Raw genomic sequence first — 17,802 nt, 5'->3', positions numbered from 1 at the left:
GTGCTTATGTGCATTGAACCCTACACTACACTAATTCGAGGTAGGTCATGCTCATATTCAAACAAAATTTTCTTAAATTAAAGTCTGAGTTAAAAGTTGATCAATGTTTTAACCTGTTTGTGGTTATTGTCATTGGCTGTATTTTTGTGCTGTCATATTTAGCATTACTTCGGCCTATTAGTCCGGATCAATATCAACGAATTGTACAACTTTCTCATCAGGCGACTTATCCAAGAACTCAAGACATGGCTGAGTTGCTTATAGCTCAGGCAGAAATTCATCGAGCTGAGTATTTAAAGTTAATGCATGCTTACCAATTTGAGGGTGCTCATATTAAGCAATATCCGGCACTCGCTCAGGAAGATACTCAGTAATTGGGTTAATCAGGCTAAATCTTGGTTTCCAAAGCTTTTTGAGCACTATTGTGGCAGGCAAAATTTTGAATTTATGCTAAACTTTCTCTTTTTAAACGCGCTGCTTTTCAAGGAATCCGCATGGAGCAACAATCGAATATGCAAAATAAATTCTTGATAGATGCTGAGATCGGTGATGACGATGTCACATTACCTAATTTACCTGCTATCGATGTTCCCATCGTTGAATCTCCTGTTAAATCACAAGAAAACATTGAAGTAGCCAAAGTTGAATCGGCTTCAACAGAAACAGCGGTTGAACAACCAAAATCTGGTTTTTTTGGCCGGATGAAAGAAGGTTTAACCAAAACTCGTCGTAATTTCGCTGATGGAATGGTCAATATACTGATCGGTGGAAAGGAAATTGACGATGAATTACTGGAAGAAGTCGAAGAACAATTATTGGTTGCAGACATTGGTGTTGAGGCAACTAAAACGATCATTACCAATTTAACAGAGCGTACTGCTCGTGGTGATTTGATTTATTCCCACTCTCTTTATAAAGCTTTACAAGAAGAGTTAGTTGCTTTGTTGGCTCCACGTGTTAAACCTTTGCATATTGACCCGAACAAATCACCGTATGTGATTTTAATGGTTGGGGTAAATGGTGTTGGTAAAACCACAACTATTGGTAAATTAGCGAAACGCTTGCAAGGTGAAGGTAAAAAAGTGATGTTGGCTGCTGGTGATACATTCCGTGCCGCAGCAACAGAACAATTACAAATCTGGGGTGAACGTAACGATATCGCTGTTGTAGCCCAAGGTCACGGAGCTGATAGTGCCTCTGTTATTTTTGATGCCTTTGAGAGTGCTCGTGCTAAGGGAATTGATGTATTAATTGCAGATACAGCAGGTCGTTTACATAATAAAAGCAACTTGATGGAAGAACTTAAAAAAGTTAAGCGCGTTATGCAAAAAATTGATGCGACTGCACCTCATGAAATTATGTTAGTCGTAGATGCTGGTACAGGGCAAAACGCGATTAACCAAGTGCAAGAGTTTGACCAGACGGTGGGTTTAACTGGTATTACAATTACCAAGTTAGATGGAACCGCGAAAGGGGGCGTGCTCTTTAATATTGCAAGCCGTACCCATGTGCCAATTCGTTTCATTGGCGTTGGTGAAAAAATTGATGATTTAAGACCTTTCTCGGCTAAATCATTTGTCGCTGCGCTGTTTGAAACTGATAAATAATTGGTTGCCAGCAATAAAAAGCTTCACTAAATGGTGAAGCTTTTTTATATCTATATCTTTTTTTATTGTTGCGAAAATAAAACGAACTGTCATATTTTTAATGCTGATTATAAAAAATGAGTTCAATACACTGTATTCATTCCCAAACAACGGCCCATGGTCAATCAAATAGATAGGAAATAACAAAATGTCTACTTTCTTAGATAAAATTAAAAACCGTCGTACTATTTATGCAATTGGTAAAAATGTTGCATTAGATCGCACTAAAATTGAAGAGACAATTCGTGAGGCGGTTAAACATAGCCCTTCAGCTTTTAACTCGCAATCTTCACGTGTGGTGACATTATATGGTGAATCTCATGCTAAATTCTGGAATTTAGTTCGTGAAGCATTACGTAAAATTGTTCCTGCAGACGCTTTTGCAGGTACGAACACAAAAATTGATAGCTTTGTAGCGGGTGCTGGTACGGTTTTATTTTATGAAGACCAAGCTGTTGTTAAAAATTTACAAGAGCAATTCGAATTATATGCAGATAACTTCCCTGTATGGTCTGAACATTCAAGCGCGATTGCTCAATTTGCAACTTGGACTGCGCTTTCAGAGCTTGGTTTAGGTGCATCTTTACAGCACTATAACCCAATTGTTGATGCTGAAGCAGCTGAAGCGTTTGATGTTCCTGCAACTTGGAAACTACGTGCTCAATTAGTATTTGGTTCAGTTGAAGCACCAGCAGGTGAAAAAGCATTTATTAATGATGCTGATCGTTTCAAAACTTTCAATTAATTGAAAGTTAAAAAGAGCACCTATTTGGGTGCTCTTTTTTTATGTCTTTAGAATTAATAAAAGGACTAAATAAAACGGAAACTGATGAAATTCAATTATATATTTTAAAAATAATAAATCTGAAAATTAGCCAATAACTGCACTGTCATAAAATAGTCACAATCATATTGCATATTGCTCATGATTTAATAGCTTATCAAATACAGAGAAAGAAACAGATGACTTTAAGATTAGGTGTTGCTGCAATTGGTTTATTACTCAGTGGTTCAGTATTTTCAGCAGTTACAATTACAGCACCAGAGGAAATTGTAATCCTTGCGGTAAATGGTCAAGAAGTCAATTCTGGGTTATTTCGTTCATCTAAAAATAACTATAAAGTCGATGCGGGTGAGACTAGCTTAAGTGTGCGTTACCAAGAATATTTTGAACATTTAAATGGCGAGCATGACATTGTTAAATCTGGTGTAGTCACAATTCAAACACCTGCATTGCAAGATGGGAAAACTTACAAGCTTTCGATGGTAGATGTGCCTAAGGACTTTGAAAATGCGAAAAAATATGCAGAACAACCAACAGTTGCTTTGTACAGTGCAAATAATGAATTAATTGTGAAACAAACGGGCGCAAACAATGAAGCAAAACCATGGTTTGCAACTGGCTTGTTGGGTAAAGTAACTGACTTTACGACTAAATCATCTAAACCACAGCCTGAAGCAGTGTATGCATCGGCTAAACCTACTTCTGCTCAAGTTGTTGTGCCAACTCCAACGTCTATGCCAGTAACAGGTGTAGCACAAACGAATGATCAACGGTTAGTGGAAACTTGGCAGAAAGCTTCTAAAGCTGAGCGTCAAAAATTTATGGCATGGTTAGCTGAACAATCAAATTAATCAATTGCTATTTAAAATAAAGCCGATTTAATATCGGCTTTATTTTTAGAATTTTTATAAATAGCTTAAGTATATTTTATGACTAATTTAAATTTCCGTTTAGCTCAATTCGCTGATATTCCACAGCTTGTAGATTTAATTAATAAGTCTTATCGAGAACAACAAGGCAGAAGTTGGACAACTGAGCTTGAGTTTGTAAAAGGGCAACGTATTACAGAACTTCAATTAAAAGAATAGCTACAACTTTCGAATTCGACATTATTGGTAGGGGAAAGTAACTCTTCCAAAATTGTTGCATGCATTGGGCTTACATTTGAAAACAATCAGGTTGAGGTTGGGACGTTCTGTACAGATCCTGATGTTCAAAATATGAGAGTGGGTCGCTCTGTTTTAGAATATGCGGAGCAATATGCATTGAAAGAAGTTCCTTATCTGCTCAATGCCGTAATGTATGTGCTAGATGTACGTTCAGAGTTGATCGCTTATTATGAACGACGTGGATATGTGAAACGGGTAATGAACAGCCATATCCAGTTGAAGCAAATGTAGGGGTGCCAATGGTACCTATTAAATTAATTGAAATGAAAAAAGACCTCAAATGAGGTCTTTTTTGTTTAGGTTAGAAACCAGATATAATAGCCTAAAAGCATGAGAGGCCAAGCCACCCATGGGCTAAATAGCCATTTCCATAACCAGAAGTTGGGTACAAAACCCACTCCATAAATAAAGCCACCAGAAATACCGATCATCACCAACATGAGCTGACTATGATTGTAGTGTCCGTTTGCATCTAACATGAGTGAAGGGTAAATCAGCAAAATTGCAGCAAGAGGCAATGCCAACAGAAATGAAAGGGCCATTGCGAATGCTTGAACTTTTCGATGATTTGATGCTGTCATTGCTTTTGCCATGATTTATTCCTCATCTAAGTTTTGATGGTGCTCGATATAAAGTGCACTGAGTACACCTGCAAAACATGCCATCAAAATGCCAAGGATCCATGCGAAATACCACATTTGCTTCTCCTTAATACAAGCTATGCGAGTTTGACTCGATGTGTTTGTTGGTAATGACTCCCCACATTTTGTAATAAGACCAACTGGTATAGATCAAAATGAGTGGTACAAAAATGCCAGCAGCTACAGTCATAACGCCTAAAGTAAGGTGGCTTGAGACAGCATCCCACATCGTCAAGCTAGAATTAGGATTAATGCTAGATGGCAGTAAGAACGGGAATAGTGCAAAACCTGCGGTTAAAATTGCTCCTACAATCATTAAACTTGTACCAGTGAAACTTAAACCTGCTTTTGCTTTTGAAGCTGCAATAATTGCAATGATTGCACCTAATATTGCAAGAACTGGGGCAACTTTAGTAATTGGATAGGTACTGTAGTTGTTCATCCAACCAGGGTTGCTATTGGTAACTACCTCTTTTGCTAAAGGGTTGAGTGCAGCATTTGGATCAATTGCTACTGCATAGCTATAACCGGGTATTTGACCAAAATACAACCAAGCTCCAATAACAAGAAAACAAGCTAAAAATAGCATTGCCATAATCTGGGTTGCTTTTGCAGAGCGTTGCTTTAAAGCATCGTCTGTACGCAACATGAGCCATGCACCGCCATGGGCACAGAGCATTGAAAGACTGACAATACCGCAAACTAATGCAAACGGATTTAAAAGAGCAAAAAAGCTGCCAGTATATTCAGAGCGTAAAGTGTCATCTAAACCAAAAGGTAAGCCTAGAAATAAATTACCAAAGGCTACACCGAACACAAGCGCTGGAACAGCGCCTCCAATGCATAGGCCCCAATCCCATGAATTACGCCATTTGGTGTTTTCAAGTTTGGAACGATAATCAAAGCCGACTGGTCGTAAGAAAAGGGCGAATAAAACCAGTAGTAATGCCCAATACATACCAGAGAAAGCTACAGCATATACCATTGGCCATGCAGCAAATAATGCACCGCCTGCTGTAATAAACCAAACCTGATTGCCATCCCAGTGAGGCGCGATCGTGTTAATGGCCGCACGTCGTTCGTTATCGGTTTTTCCAACGAAAGGCATGAGAGCCATGGAACCCATATCGAAACCGTCAGTGAGAGCAAAGCCGATCAGAAGTACACCAACTAACACCCACCAAATGATTTTTAATAGTTCATATTCAATCATGATAAGGCCTCCCCATTAACAGCTGCTTTTGGTTCTTGCTTTTCAAAATGATATTTACCAGTGTGCAGAGAGCTTGGCCCTAGACGAGCAAACTTGATCATTAAATACATTTCAATAATTAAAAGTGCGGTATAGAACGCTGCTAGCGCAAGAATTGAACCCCATACATCCCCACTACTTAAACTAGAAGTAGATAGGTGAGTTGGTAAGATTTCACCAATAGACCAAGGTTGACGGCCACCCTCAGCTACATACCAACCTGTTTGCGCAGCGATCCATGGAAGTGGCAGAGCAAACAATGCATATTTAAGTAGCCAAGGTTTATTTTCAGCATTTCTTTTTGCTACAGCCCAAGTTGCTAAAATGAAAAGTAATAGCATCAAGAAACCAGACGCAACCATTGCTCGGAAAGAGAAAAATAGTGCTGTAACATTTGGAACAGTATCTTTTACAGCAGCTTTAATATTTTGCTCATTTGCATCAACTACATTTGGTGCATATTTCTTAAGAAGTAGGCCATAACCTAAATCTTTTTGATTTTTTTCAAACGAAGCTAATAACTCTGGTGAGCGATCACCCGCACGTAGTTTTTCAAGTTCAGCATAGGCAAGCATACCGTTGCGAATACGAACTTCGTGCTGCTGCATGAGATCTTTAAGCCCAGTAACTTCTTTGGTTGTTGAACGGGTTGCAATTAAACCTAATGCATATGGAATTTTAACTGCATAATCTGTCCGCATTTCTTCATGGTTCGGTATACCAAATAAAGTAAATGGAGCTGGAGCAGGGTGAGTATCCCATTCAGCTTCAATTGCAGCCAGTTTGGTTTTTTGAACATCCCCTAATTCATAGCCAGATTCATCACCGAGTAAAATCACTGAAAGTGTAGAGGCAAGACCGAAAATCGCAGCAATTGCAAATGAACGACGGGCGAAAGGAAGATCACGTTTTTTAAGCAAGTAGTAGCTTGAGATGGCAAGTACAAAAATTGCACCAGTTACATAACCTGCTGATACAGTATGAACGAATTTAACCTGAGCTACGGGGTTAAAGATAAGCGCGCCGAAATCGACTAATTCCATACGCATCGTTTCAAAGTTAAATGCAGCACCTACAGGGTTTTGCATCCACCCATTAGCTACTAAAATCCAGAGCGCTGACATATTAGAACCGAGCGCAACTAACCAAGTTACACCTAGATGCTGGACCTTAGTTAAACGGTCCCATCCAAAGAAGAATAAACCAATAAATGTCGACTCAAGGAAGAAAGCCATAAGGCCTTCAATTGCTAATGGCGCACCAAAAATATCACCTACATAATGTGAGTAATAAGCCCAGTTTGTTCCAAACTGAAATTCCATGGTTAAGCCAGTCGTTACCCCTAACGCAAAGTTAATACCAAATAATTTTCCCCAAAATTTAGTCATATCCTTGTAAATTTCTTTACCGGAAATGACATAGGTGGTTTCCATGATGGCAAGGATAAATGCCAAACCTAAAGTTAAAGGGACGAAAAGAAAGTGATACATTGCGGTCATTGCAAATTGAAACCGCGAAAGATCAACCACGCTTTCAGAAATCATCAACGTGTCTCCTTAATGTTGGAAATGTTATCGCCAGCAATATGCTCGGCGACCTGATTGTCAAAATTTTTGGGGATGGTGGGAGCATCAAACCAAATATGTTTAATCGTTAAAAGAAGCACTATTTTTATTATTAGAATAATAGTGATTTCTTTAATTAAGCGACTATTAAGATTTTGAAAATTAAGGCTCATTAATTAAACCTCATTTGATATTAATTTTATTATTAATCAAAATATAATAAAAATAAACAATAAATATATTTTAAATGGATATTTAAATAATTAATTTATAAAAAACAAATATTTAATATTTGAAAAATAATACTATACTAAAATAGTTTGAATTGATTGTTAATTCCTACTAAAACACTTGTAAATAAAATTATTAAGTTGATTAAAATGGTTTGTTTTAAATTTAATTCCGACTAAAATGGTTGTATATAATATTTGTTAATTTTATTTCTAACTAAAATAGTCGGGATAATAAATAATTAATTAAAAAAGAAAATAATAAAATAAGGCCGTAATAAAGCCTGCAAAAAAGCAATAATGGATGAGAAGAATTATTAAGGATTAATCGGGTGCGAAAAGATCGTTTGAGATAGAGATTTTTTTGGCTACATAATGGCTTTTATGCACTTTGACAAGAATGACTTGGGAATATAATTCGAGTTCACCATATTCTGGTTCTACTTGAACATAGTGAAGTTGACCAAATTCATCACGTACGCGTGCTTGAGCAGAAAAACCTGGTCTGGCATTACCACTGGAAATAGTCGCTAATCGCCCTAAAAGGTTATAGTTGGTATGTGTAAGCTTCGGCTTAATCACTTGGTCAAGGCAGTGAATCATGAACACAGTAAAAAAGATTGCGATTACAAGTGCTGGGACGATTAAATAAAATGGTGAAATAAAATAATGCTGTATTGCAAAGAAAGAGAGTTGTAAAAAGTAACCTGCATAACTGAAATTGATGAGTAAAAAAATGAAAATTAGAGCTTTAGAAAATTTAACATTAAGTAGTGGTGAGTTAGAAAGCCAATCTGGTGCAATTTTTTTAAGTAACTGACTTGGACGGAGTCCAATATACATACCAATGGTTTCTACCACGCTGAGTAATATCAAAGCCACTACACTTAAGTGAAATGGCATAAGATAATAATTGAAAAAGAAATCAGCCATGGCAGAAACTCTAATGTTTATAGCTTCAGTCTACGATATAGATACCGCCATCTGAATGTACTTTAAGCTCAACTTTATTTAAAAAATCACCTAAACATGGTCCTGAAATACATTCGCCTGTTTCCACAGTAAATAAAGCACCATGAGTAGAGCACTGGATATATTCTTGGTCTTGATCGAGAAATTGATTTTCTAAATATTCAAGCTCAGTTTGTAGGTGAGGGCATAAATTCTGATAAGCATAGAATGCGCCGTCACGTTGCGTAACGAAAATAGTAGTTCCTTGTAAAGTGTCAAAAGCTCTAGCTTCACGCTCAGGAACTTCTTCCGTCATACAGATCCTTTCCATTTTAAGCACATTCCTTCTGAAAATTTTCAAGAAGTTTAGCATAATCATTTACAGCTAAACGTGGTCCAAATTGAGAGACTACTTCACTCGAAATTAAGATGGCTAACTGAGCCGCAGCATTCAAATCTTGGTGATGGTTTAGGGCATAAAGGAACGCGCCTGCAAATGCATCGCCTGCACCATTTGTATCAACTGCTTCTACGTGGCGTCCCGCAACATGAAAATGTTGAGTTGGGTTAGAAACTAAAGCACCTTTGGCACTTTGTGTAATGACTACGGTATGATTTTTAAAACGTAATTGAGTAAGAGCATCTTCTACAGAAGTTGTATTGGTATACATTAAGGCTTCTTGCTCATTACAAAATAGTAAGTCTACGCCATCATCCATAAGTTCTTCCAAGCCTTCACGAGCGTATTGCACCATGGCAGGATCTGAAAGAGAGAGGGCAATTTTAACGCCATTTGCTTTTGCAATTTCTCTTGCTTGTTTTACAGCTTTACGAGCCGTTTCACTTGTAGAAAGATAACCTTCAATATAAAGCCACTTTGCTGTTTTTAATGGTTCAAAGTCGATTTGATCTTGAGAAAGTTCAGCAGTAATACCCAAGTAGGTGTGCATAGTGCGTTCAGAGTCAGGGCTAATTAACACCATACATGTGCCAGTTACGCCTTCACTGATCGATTTTGGTGTGGTTTGGATGCCAGCTTCATTTAGACCTTGTAGGTAGATCGCACCTAAATCGTCATGACCAACACGGCAACCATAAAAAGCGCTTCCACCTAATGCACTAAAAGCTACAGTCGTATTTGCTGCAGAACCGCCACTTGCTTGACCTTTGTAGTCTTGATGCTGTTTTAACTCTGCATATAGAGCAGACTGAGTGTCACCATCGGACAACTGCATTGTGCCTTTTTGCAGGCCTTGTTGATTAAGAAAATCATCAGACACTTTAAATTCTTGGTCGATTAATGCATTACCAATTGCAAAAAGATCTACAGTTGCCATATGTGTTGTCACAAATAAAAAAATCAGGTAGCTAAGTTTACACCATTGCTTGGATTTGCTGTAGTTTGTTGAATAAAATTCAGTTAATTCAGAAAGTGACGTTTTATGTGCACTCTCATTATCGCCATCAGTGAGTTGGCGGGGGTATTCGATGCAGCCATTATTTTATTAAGAAATAGGGTATTCCGAGACAAATATGCCGAATAGTAATTTTTCTAAAAGAATAAGATGATTTTTTAACTCAGGTCTGATTTAACAAGGCCATTGAATTCATATTTTTAATAAATATTATCAATTAATAATGATTCTTGCTAATATTTACAAATATACTGTATTTCCTTGAAACTTCGCATGAAATTTTTCGTAGCGAACTTACATGAAGCGTTCTATTTTATTTATTTCATCAGTTGGGGTTATGACAAGCCATGTATATGCCGTAGAGGCAGAGCAACAGGCTGTAACGAACCTTCCAACAATTTCAGTAAAAGCTGAAAAGGAAAAAAGCTTAAAACAAGAAGTGGGACAAGCATCGAGCGCAACTAAAGGACTTATGCAATTAAAAGATGTTCCTCAAATCGTAAATGTGGTGCCTAAACAAGTTTTAAGAGAGCAGACTGTGACCTCTATGCAAGGTGCCTTGCAAAACGTTGCTGGTTTGAGCTTTAGTGTGGGGGATGGGCAACGTGATCAGGTCATGATTCGTGGTTTTTCTGCAATTACAGATAACTATGTAGATGGTATTCGTGATGATGCCTTGTATTTTCGAGATATGTCGAATGTTGAGCGTATTGAAGTATTAAAAGGGCCAGCTTCTGTATTATATGGACGTGGTTCTGCTGGTGGGTTAGTCAATAAAATTAATAAAAAACCAATGGATGAATCTTTGCGTGAAGTCAGTCTTATTGGTGGCACAACAGGTCAACGCCGTGCAGAAGTCGATGTGAATGAAAAAGTAGCAGAGAATGTTAAGATTCGTTTAACTGGCGCAGTTGAAGATTCAGATGGCTATCGTGATCAGGCCTTTTTAAAACGCCAAGCGGTTGCTCCGTCTTTACAGTGGGATATTACAGATAAGACAAAACTTTTAATTCAGGCTGATTATTTGCATGATAATCGTTTAGCAGATCAGGGTTTTCCGACAGATCCAATTACAGGTAAACCTGTTAAAACAAATCCTAAAACTTTTTATGGTGCATTAAACGGTAAAGAAGTTGGTGATGTTGATACTGAAATCTCAAGCCAAACCATAAGCTTAGACCATGAGTTTAATGATAATTTAAAATATCATGGTGCAGTTCGTCACTATAACTATTCATTAGACCGTCAATACAGTGTTGATTCACATCAAAAATTGCCAGCTGATCAAATTCAATTGACTCAAAATAAACGTCTCCGTAATGAAGATGGCGTCTATGTTCAGCAAGAATTAAGTAGTTTATTTAATACAGGATTTTTAAAGCACAACACTTTGATTGGTGCAGAGTACAGTAAGCAGCACAAAGATGAACTCGTGTGGAGCAAAGCTCGTCAAATTACAAATATATTTAACCCAGAGCTTGAAAATTGGGCTCCACTAGATACAAGTGTAGCTGCGGAAACTAATAATAGTAATACATTTGAAAACTATGGCATCTATTTACAAGATTTAATGACAGTTACAGATCAGCTGAAAGTTTTAGTTGGTTTACGTTACGATAACTTATCGCAAGATCGTAATAATAAAGTGAAATCTCAAATATTAAATAGAACTGATAACACTTATTCTCCACGAATCGGGGTGGTTTATCAGCCTTTAAGTAATATTTCCTTCTATACTTCTTATAACCGATCTTTCCAGCCTTTAGCTGATTCATTTGTTTTATATAAAAATAGTGATGATTTAAGCCCAACAAAAACTGAAAATGTTGAAGTTGGTGCAAAGTGGGATGTAAATGATCAATTGAATGTGACAATGGCTTTATTTGAGATGAGCCAAACGAATATTCAAAACCAAGATCCAGCAAACCCAAATCAAGCATTGTTAGCAGGTGAGCAAAAAACCAAGGGTGTTGAGCTTTCATTAACAGGTCAATTGACTGATCAATTGTCAGTATTGGCAGGTTATTCTTATATGGATGGTAAGATTGAAGAGTCTACTATTGGATTTACAGGCAATCATTCTGCGCTTACCCCAAATAACACTGCAAACTTGTGGTTGAAATATCAACTTAATGATCACTGGTATGCGGCTGTTGGTGGACGTGGCGAATCATCACGTTTTAGTGCTCCAGATAACAAAAACGTTTTGCCTGGGTATGCTGTTGTAAATGCAGCAGTAGGCTATCAAAGTGAACATTATGATGTGAACCTGAACTTAAATAATCTATTTGATCGCGATTACTTTGTTTCAGGTCATAGTAACGCAAATGATTCAAACATGATGGGTGATCCATTAAATGCTCAAATTGCGCTTCGTTATCGTTTTTAAGTAAAAGTTTTTCTAAAAGCTCATCGATTTGATGGGCTTTTTTATTTATTGGGTAATATATAAATAGAATTAAAAGCTTTTGTTCTGTTAGGATAAAACATTCATGGCTATGTGCTTGATATCAAAGCCGTGCCAATGAAAACTAATACTCAACAAAAACATAGTATTTTACTTGGCTTTTGTTCGCCAATCTCAAGCTGACTCAGGCTATAATGAGACTTATTCACTTATCCGATATGTTAGGAGATCACATGACTGTAGATGTCACTGAAACCATTTCTCAAACTGTTCACCCTGCGTTTCAGTTGCTACGTCAGCACCATGTAGAAGCATTAGATATTTTAGTGTCTGAATATAAGCATAAAGTTACAGGTGCTGTGCATTATCACTTGGCAACTGACTATGATGAAAATGTATTTCTTGTTGCTTTTAGAACACAACCTATGGACTCTAAAGGCACGGCACATATTTTAGAACATACCGCTTTGTGTGGATCTGAAAAGTTTCCGGTACGTGACCCGTTCTTTTTAATGATTCGCCGTTCTTTAAATACGTTCATGAACGCATTTACAGCAGCAGATTGGACTGCGTATCCATTTGCTACTCAAAACAAAAAAGATTTCCAAAACTTACTTTCTGTTTATCTTGATGCGGCGTTTGCCGCTAATTTGAATCCACTTGATTTTGCTCAAGAAGGTATTCGTATTGAACTTGAAAATGGACAACCTGTTTATAAAGGTGTGGTCTTTAATGAAATGAAGGGTGCCATGAGTGCGCCGTCTGACCAACTTTATCACCAGTTGGCTCATCATTTATTTCCTGAAACGACCTACCATTACAATTCAGGTGGCGATCCGAAAGATATTCCTGATTTAACGTATGAGCAGTTAGTCGAGTTTTATAAAACTCATTACCATCCAAGTAATGCGGTGTTTATGACTTTCGGGAATCAAACAGCTTACGAGTTACAAGAGCAATTTGAAAAACTAGCTCTAAATAAGTTTTCTGCGGGTACAACTTTATATTCTAAGCCTGAAAAACGTTTAGCTGCGCCAATTGAAGTAACAGAAAATTATGGCGTTGATAGTGATGATTTAAAAGATAAAACTTATCATATTTTATCTTGGTTATTACCTGAAGCAAACGATGTTAAATTGCGTTTGGGAATGCGTTTAGTTGAAGGGATTTTATTAGAAAATTCAGCTTCACCACTGCGCCATTACCTAGAAACGTGTGGATATGCTCAATCAACCGGTCCATTAATGGGTGTAGACGACAGTAACTTTGAAATGACTTTCTATTGTGGTGTTCAAGGTTCAAATCCTGAACATGCTGAAACCTTTAAAGATGGCGTTTTAAATATTTTAAGTGATGTCGCTGCAAAACCAATTGATAGCGATTTAGTCGATGCAATTTTACATCAAATTGAATTACATCAACGTGAAATCAATGGGGATGGTACGCCATATGGTTTAAGTCTAATTTTAAATGGCTTAAGTGGTGCGATTCACCACAATGACCCAATTCAAATTTGGGACGTTGACAGCGCAATTGCGCAAGTTAAAGAAGAATTGAAAGACCCTATGTGGTTATCAAATCTAATTCAAACGCATTTGCTAGACAACCCACATCGCGTACAGATGACTCTAGTTCCAGACCCAACAAAATCTGTAAAAGAGCAAGAGGCAGAAAAAGCACGTTTAGCTGCTATTGGTGAAAAACTAACAGATGCTGATAAGGCTGAAATTATTGCTAATACCAAGGCTTTAGAGGAGCGTCAGGATACTCCAGATAACCTTGAACTATTACCAAAAGTAGGCTTGGAAGATGTACCTGCTGACTTGCATATTGTGCAGGGTCAATTACGCGAGATTCTTTGCAATCGCATGGATACGCCGTTGAATTTGTATCATGCTGGTACGAATGGCATTTACTATCAACAAGTCCTCATTCAAATTCCTGAAGATATTGTAATGTCACCTTACTTCAATTTGCTTTCTATCTTGATGGGCGAAGTGGGCGCAGGTGAATATGATTATCTTGAGCTGCAAAACTTACAAACAGCTGTAAGTGGTGGTTTGGGAATGGGCGCTTCTTTACGTAGTAAAGTTGACGATAAAGATAAAATTAGTGCTTGGTTAACGTTAACGACTAAATCGTTGACCCAAAAAAATGATGCAATTCATTTATTAAAATTAGCATTTGAACAGCTTCGTTTTGACGAGAAAGAGCGCATTATTGAGTTATTGCAACAGCGTAAAACACGTTGGCAGTCTCGTTTGTCTGGCGCAGGTCATAGTTATGCAATGCAAATTGCATCACGTAATATGAGTGCCTTGGCTCAACGTGATTATCAAAACACTGGTTTAGGTGCATTAAACTGGTTGGGTGAGCTTGTTACTAAAATTACCCAAGATGATGCAGCTTATGATGAGTTAATTTCAGAATTAAAGCGTATTCATCGTAAATTATTGCAAGCGCCTAAACAGTTCTTGCTTGTATGTGAAGAACATCAGTCGGAGCGTTTGGTTGAAGAAATCCAAAATGTTTGGGATAAATTAAACGTTGATGCAACTGCAACAGAGTTAACCCACGTAGAACAAGTAAATGATAATAATCATGAAGCATGGTTAATTCAGGCAAATGTTCAGTTCTGTGCTTCTGCTTATCAGGCTGTCGATGTATCACATCCAGATGCGGCTCCCTTAATGGTATTAGCGGCTTATTTGCGTAATGGGTTCTTACACAGTGCCATTCGTGAAAAAGGCGGTGCTTATGGTGGCGGAGCAAGTTATGATGGGAATGCATGTTCATTCCGTTTCTATAGTTACCGTGACCCACGTTTAGCAGAAACATTTAAAGACTTTGAAGCAAGTGTGCAATGGTTATTAAATGCGGAACAACAGCCTCATCAGCTTGAAGAAGCGATTCTTGGACTCGTTGCAAGTATGGATAAACCAGGTTCACCAGCGGGTGAGGCGATTACAGCATGTTATGCATTGTTGCATGCAAGAACACCAACTTTCCGCCGTACCTTACGTGAACGCTTGCTGCATGTAACATTAGAGGATTTACAACGTGTTGCTCGTCAATATTTGGTTGAGCAAACTCCTGTAAAAGCTGTAGTTGCGCCATTTGCAAAACGCGATGAATTGCAGCAATTAGGTTTTACCATTCAACAAGTTAATTAAAATAAAAATTGGAGATGAACATGGCGTTCAGACAATTTGAACGCACACCTTTACAGCTAAGCATGGGAATCGTGCTTAGCTGTTTATGTGCGTCTGTGACATATGCTGACACCTTGGCACCTGTAACCCCTGCGACAGTAGATGCATGTGTTGCTCTTGCTTCGAATGCCGATCGTCTGGCTTGTTATGACTCTGTATTTAAACCAGCAGCTTTACCAGTTATTCAAGCTGCGGCTGTACCAGAGCCTGTTAAAAAAATTGATGCACCTGCTGTTCCACCTGAAACCTTTAAAGAGAAGGTGGTAGATACAGTGAGTAATATCAAAATAATTGGTAAAGCACCAAAACTTGAACCTACTACTTCTTTACTAGATCAACGTTGGGAGTTGTCTGAAAAAAGTAAACTGGGGGTTTGGAATATTCGTGCTTATCAACCAGTCTATTTGCTACCTGTATTCTGGACCAGTGATAAAAATGAGTTGCCACATAGCCCGAACCCAAACAATACGGTGACAGAAGATCAAAATCTGAAATCGACAGAAAGTAAATTTCAGATTTCTTTAAAGACCAAAGCTTGGGAAAATATTTTTGGCAACAATGGTGATTTGTGGTTAGGTTATACACAATCTTCACGTTGGCAGACATTTAATGCTGAAGAATCTCGTCCTTTCCGTGAAACGAATTATGAGCCTGAAGCAAGTTTGATGTTTAGAACCAACTATGAACTGCTTGGTCTAGATGGTCGTTTGCTTGGAGTCACTTTAAATCACCAATCAAATGGTCGTTCAGATCCATTATCTCGTAGCTGGAATCGCGTAATCTTTAATGTGGGATTAGAGCGCGGTAACTTTGCTTTAATGCTTCGTCCATGGGTGCGCATTGAAGAAGACAGCAAAGACGATAATAACCCGGATATGGAAAATTACATCGGTCGTGGTGATTTAACAGCATTTTATAAGTGGAAGGAAAATGACTTCTCTTTAATGCTGCGTCACTCTTTGAAAGGTGGTGATGACTCTCATGGTGCTGTTCAATTTGATTGGGCTTTTCCAATCAGTGGCAAACTGCGTGGACACTTCCAGCTGTTTAATGGTTACGGTGAAAGTTTAATTGACTATAACCATCGAGCAACTTACGCGGGCTTGGGTGTTTCACTCATGAATTGGTACTAAGTCTTTACTTGTAAAAATGCCGCTTTTATAGCGGCATTTTTATTATCCAATTTGAATATTGGCTTGAGGGTGCTTGAGTCGACTTTTTTTCGGAGTGGCAATTAAATAAGCCAGTGTTAATGGGCCGAGTCGCCCAGCAAACATCAACAAACTTAAAATGAACAAACTACTATTATGTAGCTCAGGCGTGATTCCACGAGAAAGCCCCACAGTACAAGCTGCTGAAACAACCTCAAACAGCAAGTTCATAAAGTCTGCTTTAGGTTCTAAAAGCAAAATAATAAAGAATCCCATGAAAATGAGTATGCTCGTAATTGCAGTGACTGCTAAAGCTTTATAAGTGGTTTCGTGCGCGACTGAATGATTAAATATTCGAATTTCATCTGTGCGCCGTAAAAATGAAATAACACTGAGCACTAAAATCACAAAGGTTCCAACTTTGATTCCACCTGCGGTACTAAGCGAGCCACCACCAATAAACATAAGTAACATCATGAGTAAGGAGCTACTGTTGGTCATTGCTCCTGTATCAATGGTATTAAATCCTGACGAGCGTGGAACAGTGGCTTGAAACCAAGCATTTAATGCTTGATCACCGATACTGAGCATTCCTAGGGTATGAGGGTTTTGAGCTTCTAAAGCCCAAATTAAAATAAAGGCAATAATATTAATCACTGTAATAGTGGTAAGAATTAGCTTGCTATTCGGCGTGAGTTTTTTCCATTTTTTATTTTGCTTAATGTCCATGAGAACCAAAAAGCCCAGCCCGCCTAAGGTATAAAGTATGCTAATGGTTATACAAATCAGGTAGTTACTTTGGAAATTTATTAAGCTATTGGAAAATAATGAAAAACCAGCATTGTTAAATGAAGAAATACTATAAAAAACTGCATAATATAGTCCACGTGCAAAACCGTAACTCGGTGTAAAAGCAGTGGTGAGAATAATTGTGCCGATGAGCTCAAAAATAAGAGTATAAGTCACAACCCCTTTAGCTACAAAAGTAACCTTTGACAGGCTTGTTTGTCCGAGACTATCTTGTGCCATCATTTGCTGCTTAAGGCCAACTTTAGGTGACAAACTTAGTGCCGCCAATATGGCAAAAGTCATGAAACCTAAACCACCAGATTGAATGAGCAACAAAATGATAGTTTGCCCGAACAGGGTAAAAGACTCATGAATATTTAAAACAGATAGGCCGGTGATTGTGACTGCCGAGGTTGCGGTAAATAGCGCATCCATCCAGCTCACATGACCTGTATTGGCAAATGGCAGTTTTAATAATAAAGTGCCAAAAATAATAAAGCCCAAAAAACCCAGTGCCAAGAGTGAAGGCGGGCTTAAATTTAATGTTTTATTGGGCTTGGGATATATAGACATATTCTAGATTTCGCCTC

16 protein-coding genes and 1 pseudogene are annotated in these 17,802 nt (G+C 38.0%); 8 read left to right on the top strand and 9 right to left on the bottom strand.

Going from position 1 to position 17,802, the window contains the following annotated elements; all coding sequences use genetic code 11:
• Positions 1-47 precede the first annotated feature (47 nt).
• From MKL38_RS00395 to MKL38_RS00375, 5 genes and pseudogenes are all read left to right on the top strand, one after another.
• Complete coding sequence (locus tag MKL38_RS00395; RefSeq protein WP_080027258.1) at positions 48-374, top strand: hypothetical protein; 327 nt, start codon at positions 48-50, stop codon at positions 372-374.
• Between the two features lie 120 nt (positions 375-494).
• Positions 495-1,607: a signal recognition particle-docking protein FtsY gene (gene ftsY / locus MKL38_RS00390; RefSeq protein ID WP_005040068.1), complete on the top strand. Its 1,113-nt coding sequence runs from the start codon at positions 495-497 to the stop codon at positions 1,605-1,607.
• A gap of 187 nt (positions 1,608-1,794) precedes the next feature.
• Complete coding sequence (locus MKL38_RS00385; RefSeq protein ID WP_005040069.1) at positions 1,795-2,391, top strand: nitroreductase family protein; 597 nt, start codon at positions 1,795-1,797, stop codon at positions 2,389-2,391.
• A 218-nt stretch (positions 2,392-2,609) separates the two neighbouring features.
• A complete protein-coding gene (locus tag MKL38_RS00380) occupies positions 2,610-3,281 on the top strand; it encodes a YccT family protein (RefSeq protein WP_003652104.1) in 672 nt (223 codons plus the stop codon).
• Between the two features lie 78 nt (positions 3,282-3,359).
• Positions 3,360-3,883 (top strand): annotated as a pseudogene (locus tag MKL38_RS00375) (GNAT family N-acetyltransferase).
• A 12-nt stretch (positions 3,884-3,895) separates the two neighbouring features.
• On the opposite strand, the gene MKL38_RS00370 reads toward MKL38_RS00375, so the two are convergent.
• From MKL38_RS00370 to MKL38_RS00335, 8 genes are all read right to left on the bottom strand, one after another.
• On the bottom strand, positions 3,896-4,195 hold the full coding sequence (locus MKL38_RS00370) for a cyd operon YbgE family protein (protein WP_270902239.1): 300 nt from the start codon (positions 4,193-4,195) through the stop codon (positions 3,896-3,898).
• Complete coding sequence (cydX, locus tag MKL38_RS00365) at positions 4,196-4,297, bottom strand: cytochrome bd-I oxidase subunit CydX (protein ID WP_000270276.1); 102 nt, start codon at positions 4,295-4,297, stop codon at positions 4,196-4,198.
• 10 nt (positions 4,298-4,307) lie between these two features.
• The gene (gene cydB / locus MKL38_RS00360) at positions 4,308-5,453 is read right to left on the bottom strand and encodes a cytochrome d ubiquinol oxidase subunit II (RefSeq protein ID WP_005040079.1); all 1,146 of its coding nucleotides are present in this window, start codon (positions 5,451-5,453) and stop codon (positions 4,308-4,310) included.
• Entirely contained in the window at positions 5,450-7,036 is a 1,587-nt protein-coding gene (locus MKL38_RS00355; RefSeq protein WP_005040081.1) for a cytochrome ubiquinol oxidase subunit I, read from the bottom strand. Before MKL38_RS00355 ends, cydB begins: the two co-directional genes overlap by 4 nt.
• On the bottom strand, positions 7,036-7,230 hold the full coding sequence (gene cydP, locus MKL38_RS00350) for a cytochrome oxidase putative small subunit CydP (RefSeq protein WP_003652097.1): 195 nt from the start codon (positions 7,228-7,230) through the stop codon (positions 7,036-7,038). Before cydP ends, MKL38_RS00355 begins: the two co-directional genes overlap by 1 nt.
• Positions 7,231-7,611: 381 nt before the next feature.
• Positions 7,612-8,220 (bottom strand): OB-fold-containig protein, encoded by a 609-nt coding sequence (locus MKL38_RS00345; RefSeq protein WP_270902182.1) that lies wholly within the window; start codon positions 8,218-8,220, stop codon positions 7,612-7,614.
• Between the two features lie 25 nt (positions 8,221-8,245).
• The gene (locus MKL38_RS00340; RefSeq protein ID WP_003652095.1) at positions 8,246-8,554 is read right to left on the bottom strand and encodes a Rieske (2Fe-2S) protein; all 309 of its coding nucleotides are present in this window, start codon (positions 8,552-8,554) and stop codon (positions 8,246-8,248) included.
• 16 nt (positions 8,555-8,570) lie between these two features.
• Entirely contained in the window at positions 8,571-9,575 is a 1,005-nt protein-coding gene (locus tag MKL38_RS00335; protein WP_151743661.1) for an adenosine kinase, read from the bottom strand.
• Positions 9,576-9,951: 376 nt separating this feature from the next.
• On the opposite strand from MKL38_RS00335, the gene MKL38_RS00330 reads away from it, so the two are divergent.
• The 3 genes from MKL38_RS00330 (at position 9,952) to MKL38_RS00320 (ending at position 16,405) form a co-directional block, all read left to right on the top strand.
• Positions 9,952-12,042: a TonB-dependent receptor gene (locus tag MKL38_RS00330; protein WP_270902181.1), complete on the top strand. Its 2,091-nt coding sequence runs from the start codon at positions 9,952-9,954 to the stop codon at positions 12,040-12,042.
• Between the two features lie 251 nt (positions 12,043-12,293).
• A complete protein-coding gene (locus MKL38_RS00325; RefSeq protein WP_270902180.1) occupies positions 12,294-15,233 on the top strand; it encodes an insulinase family protein in 2,940 nt (979 codons plus the stop codon).
• Positions 15,234-15,253: 20 nt separating this feature from the next.
• Complete coding sequence (locus tag MKL38_RS00320; protein ID WP_270902179.1) at positions 15,254-16,405, top strand: phospholipase A; 1,152 nt, start codon at positions 15,254-15,256, stop codon at positions 16,403-16,405.
• Between the two features lie 42 nt (positions 16,406-16,447).
• On the opposite strand, the gene MKL38_RS00315 is transcribed toward MKL38_RS00320, so the two are convergent.
• Positions 16,448-17,785, bottom strand: a complete 1,338-nt coding sequence (locus tag MKL38_RS00315; RefSeq protein ID WP_270902178.1) for a TrkH family potassium uptake protein — start codon at positions 17,783-17,785, stop codon at positions 16,448-16,450.
• Positions 17,786-17,802 lie beyond the last annotated feature (17 nt).

Origin of the sequence: Acinetobacter sp. AOR14_HL (assembly GCF_027855175.1) — a bacterium.
In the GTDB taxonomy this organism is placed as follows: domain Bacteria; phylum Pseudomonadota; class Gammaproteobacteria; order Pseudomonadales; family Moraxellaceae; genus Acinetobacter; species Acinetobacter calcoaceticus.
The sequence above is the reverse complement of the archived record's forward strand: the minus strand, read 5'-3'. Positions and strand labels throughout refer to the sequence as shown.

Coding starts and splice junctions, on each gene's coding strand:
- cydB (WP_005040079.1), bottom strand. CDS start 5,453: ATGATTGAATATGAACTATTAAAAATCATTTGGTGGGTGTTAGTTGGT.
- MKL38_RS00330 (WP_270902181.1), top strand. CDS start 9,952: ATGAAGCGTTCTATTTTATTTATTTCATCAGTTGGGGTTATGACAAGC.
- cydP (WP_003652097.1), bottom strand. CDS start 7,230: ATGAGCCTTAATTTTCAAAATCTTAATAGTCGCTTAATTAAAGAAATC.
- ftsY (WP_005040068.1), top strand. CDS start 495: ATGGAGCAACAATCGAATATGCAAAATAAATTCTTGATAGATGCTGAG.
- MKL38_RS00395 (WP_080027258.1), top strand. CDS start 48: ATGCTCATATTCAAACAAAATTTTCTTAAATTAAAGTCTGAGTTAAAA.
- MKL38_RS00340 (WP_003652095.1), bottom strand. CDS start 8,554: ATGACGGAAGAAGTTCCTGAGCGTGAAGCTAGAGCTTTTGACACTTTA.
- MKL38_RS00320 (WP_270902179.1), top strand. CDS start 15,254: ATGGCGTTCAGACAATTTGAACGCACACCTTTACAGCTAAGCATGGGA.
- MKL38_RS00385 (WP_005040069.1), top strand. CDS start 1,795: ATGTCTACTTTCTTAGATAAAATTAAAAACCGTCGTACTATTTATGCA.
- cydX (WP_000270276.1), bottom strand. CDS start 4,297: ATGTGGTATTTCGCATGGATCCTTGGCATTTTGATGGCATGTTTTGCA.
- MKL38_RS00335 (WP_151743661.1), bottom strand. CDS start 9,575: ATGGCAACTGTAGATCTTTTTGCAATTGGTAATGCATTAATCGACCAA.
- MKL38_RS00315 (WP_270902178.1), bottom strand. CDS start 17,785: ATGTCTATATATCCCAAGCCCAATAAAACATTAAATTTAAGCCCGCCT.
- MKL38_RS00325 (WP_270902180.1), top strand. CDS start 12,294: ATGACTGTAGATGTCACTGAAACCATTTCTCAAACTGTTCACCCTGCG.
- MKL38_RS00355 (WP_005040081.1), bottom strand. CDS start 7,036: ATGATTTCTGAAAGCGTGGTTGATCTTTCGCGGTTTCAATTTGCAATG.
- MKL38_RS00345 (WP_270902182.1), bottom strand. CDS start 8,220: ATGGCTGATTTCTTTTTCAATTATTATCTTATGCCATTTCACTTAAGT.
- MKL38_RS00380 (WP_003652104.1), top strand. CDS start 2,610: ATGACTTTAAGATTAGGTGTTGCTGCAATTGGTTTATTACTCAGTGGT.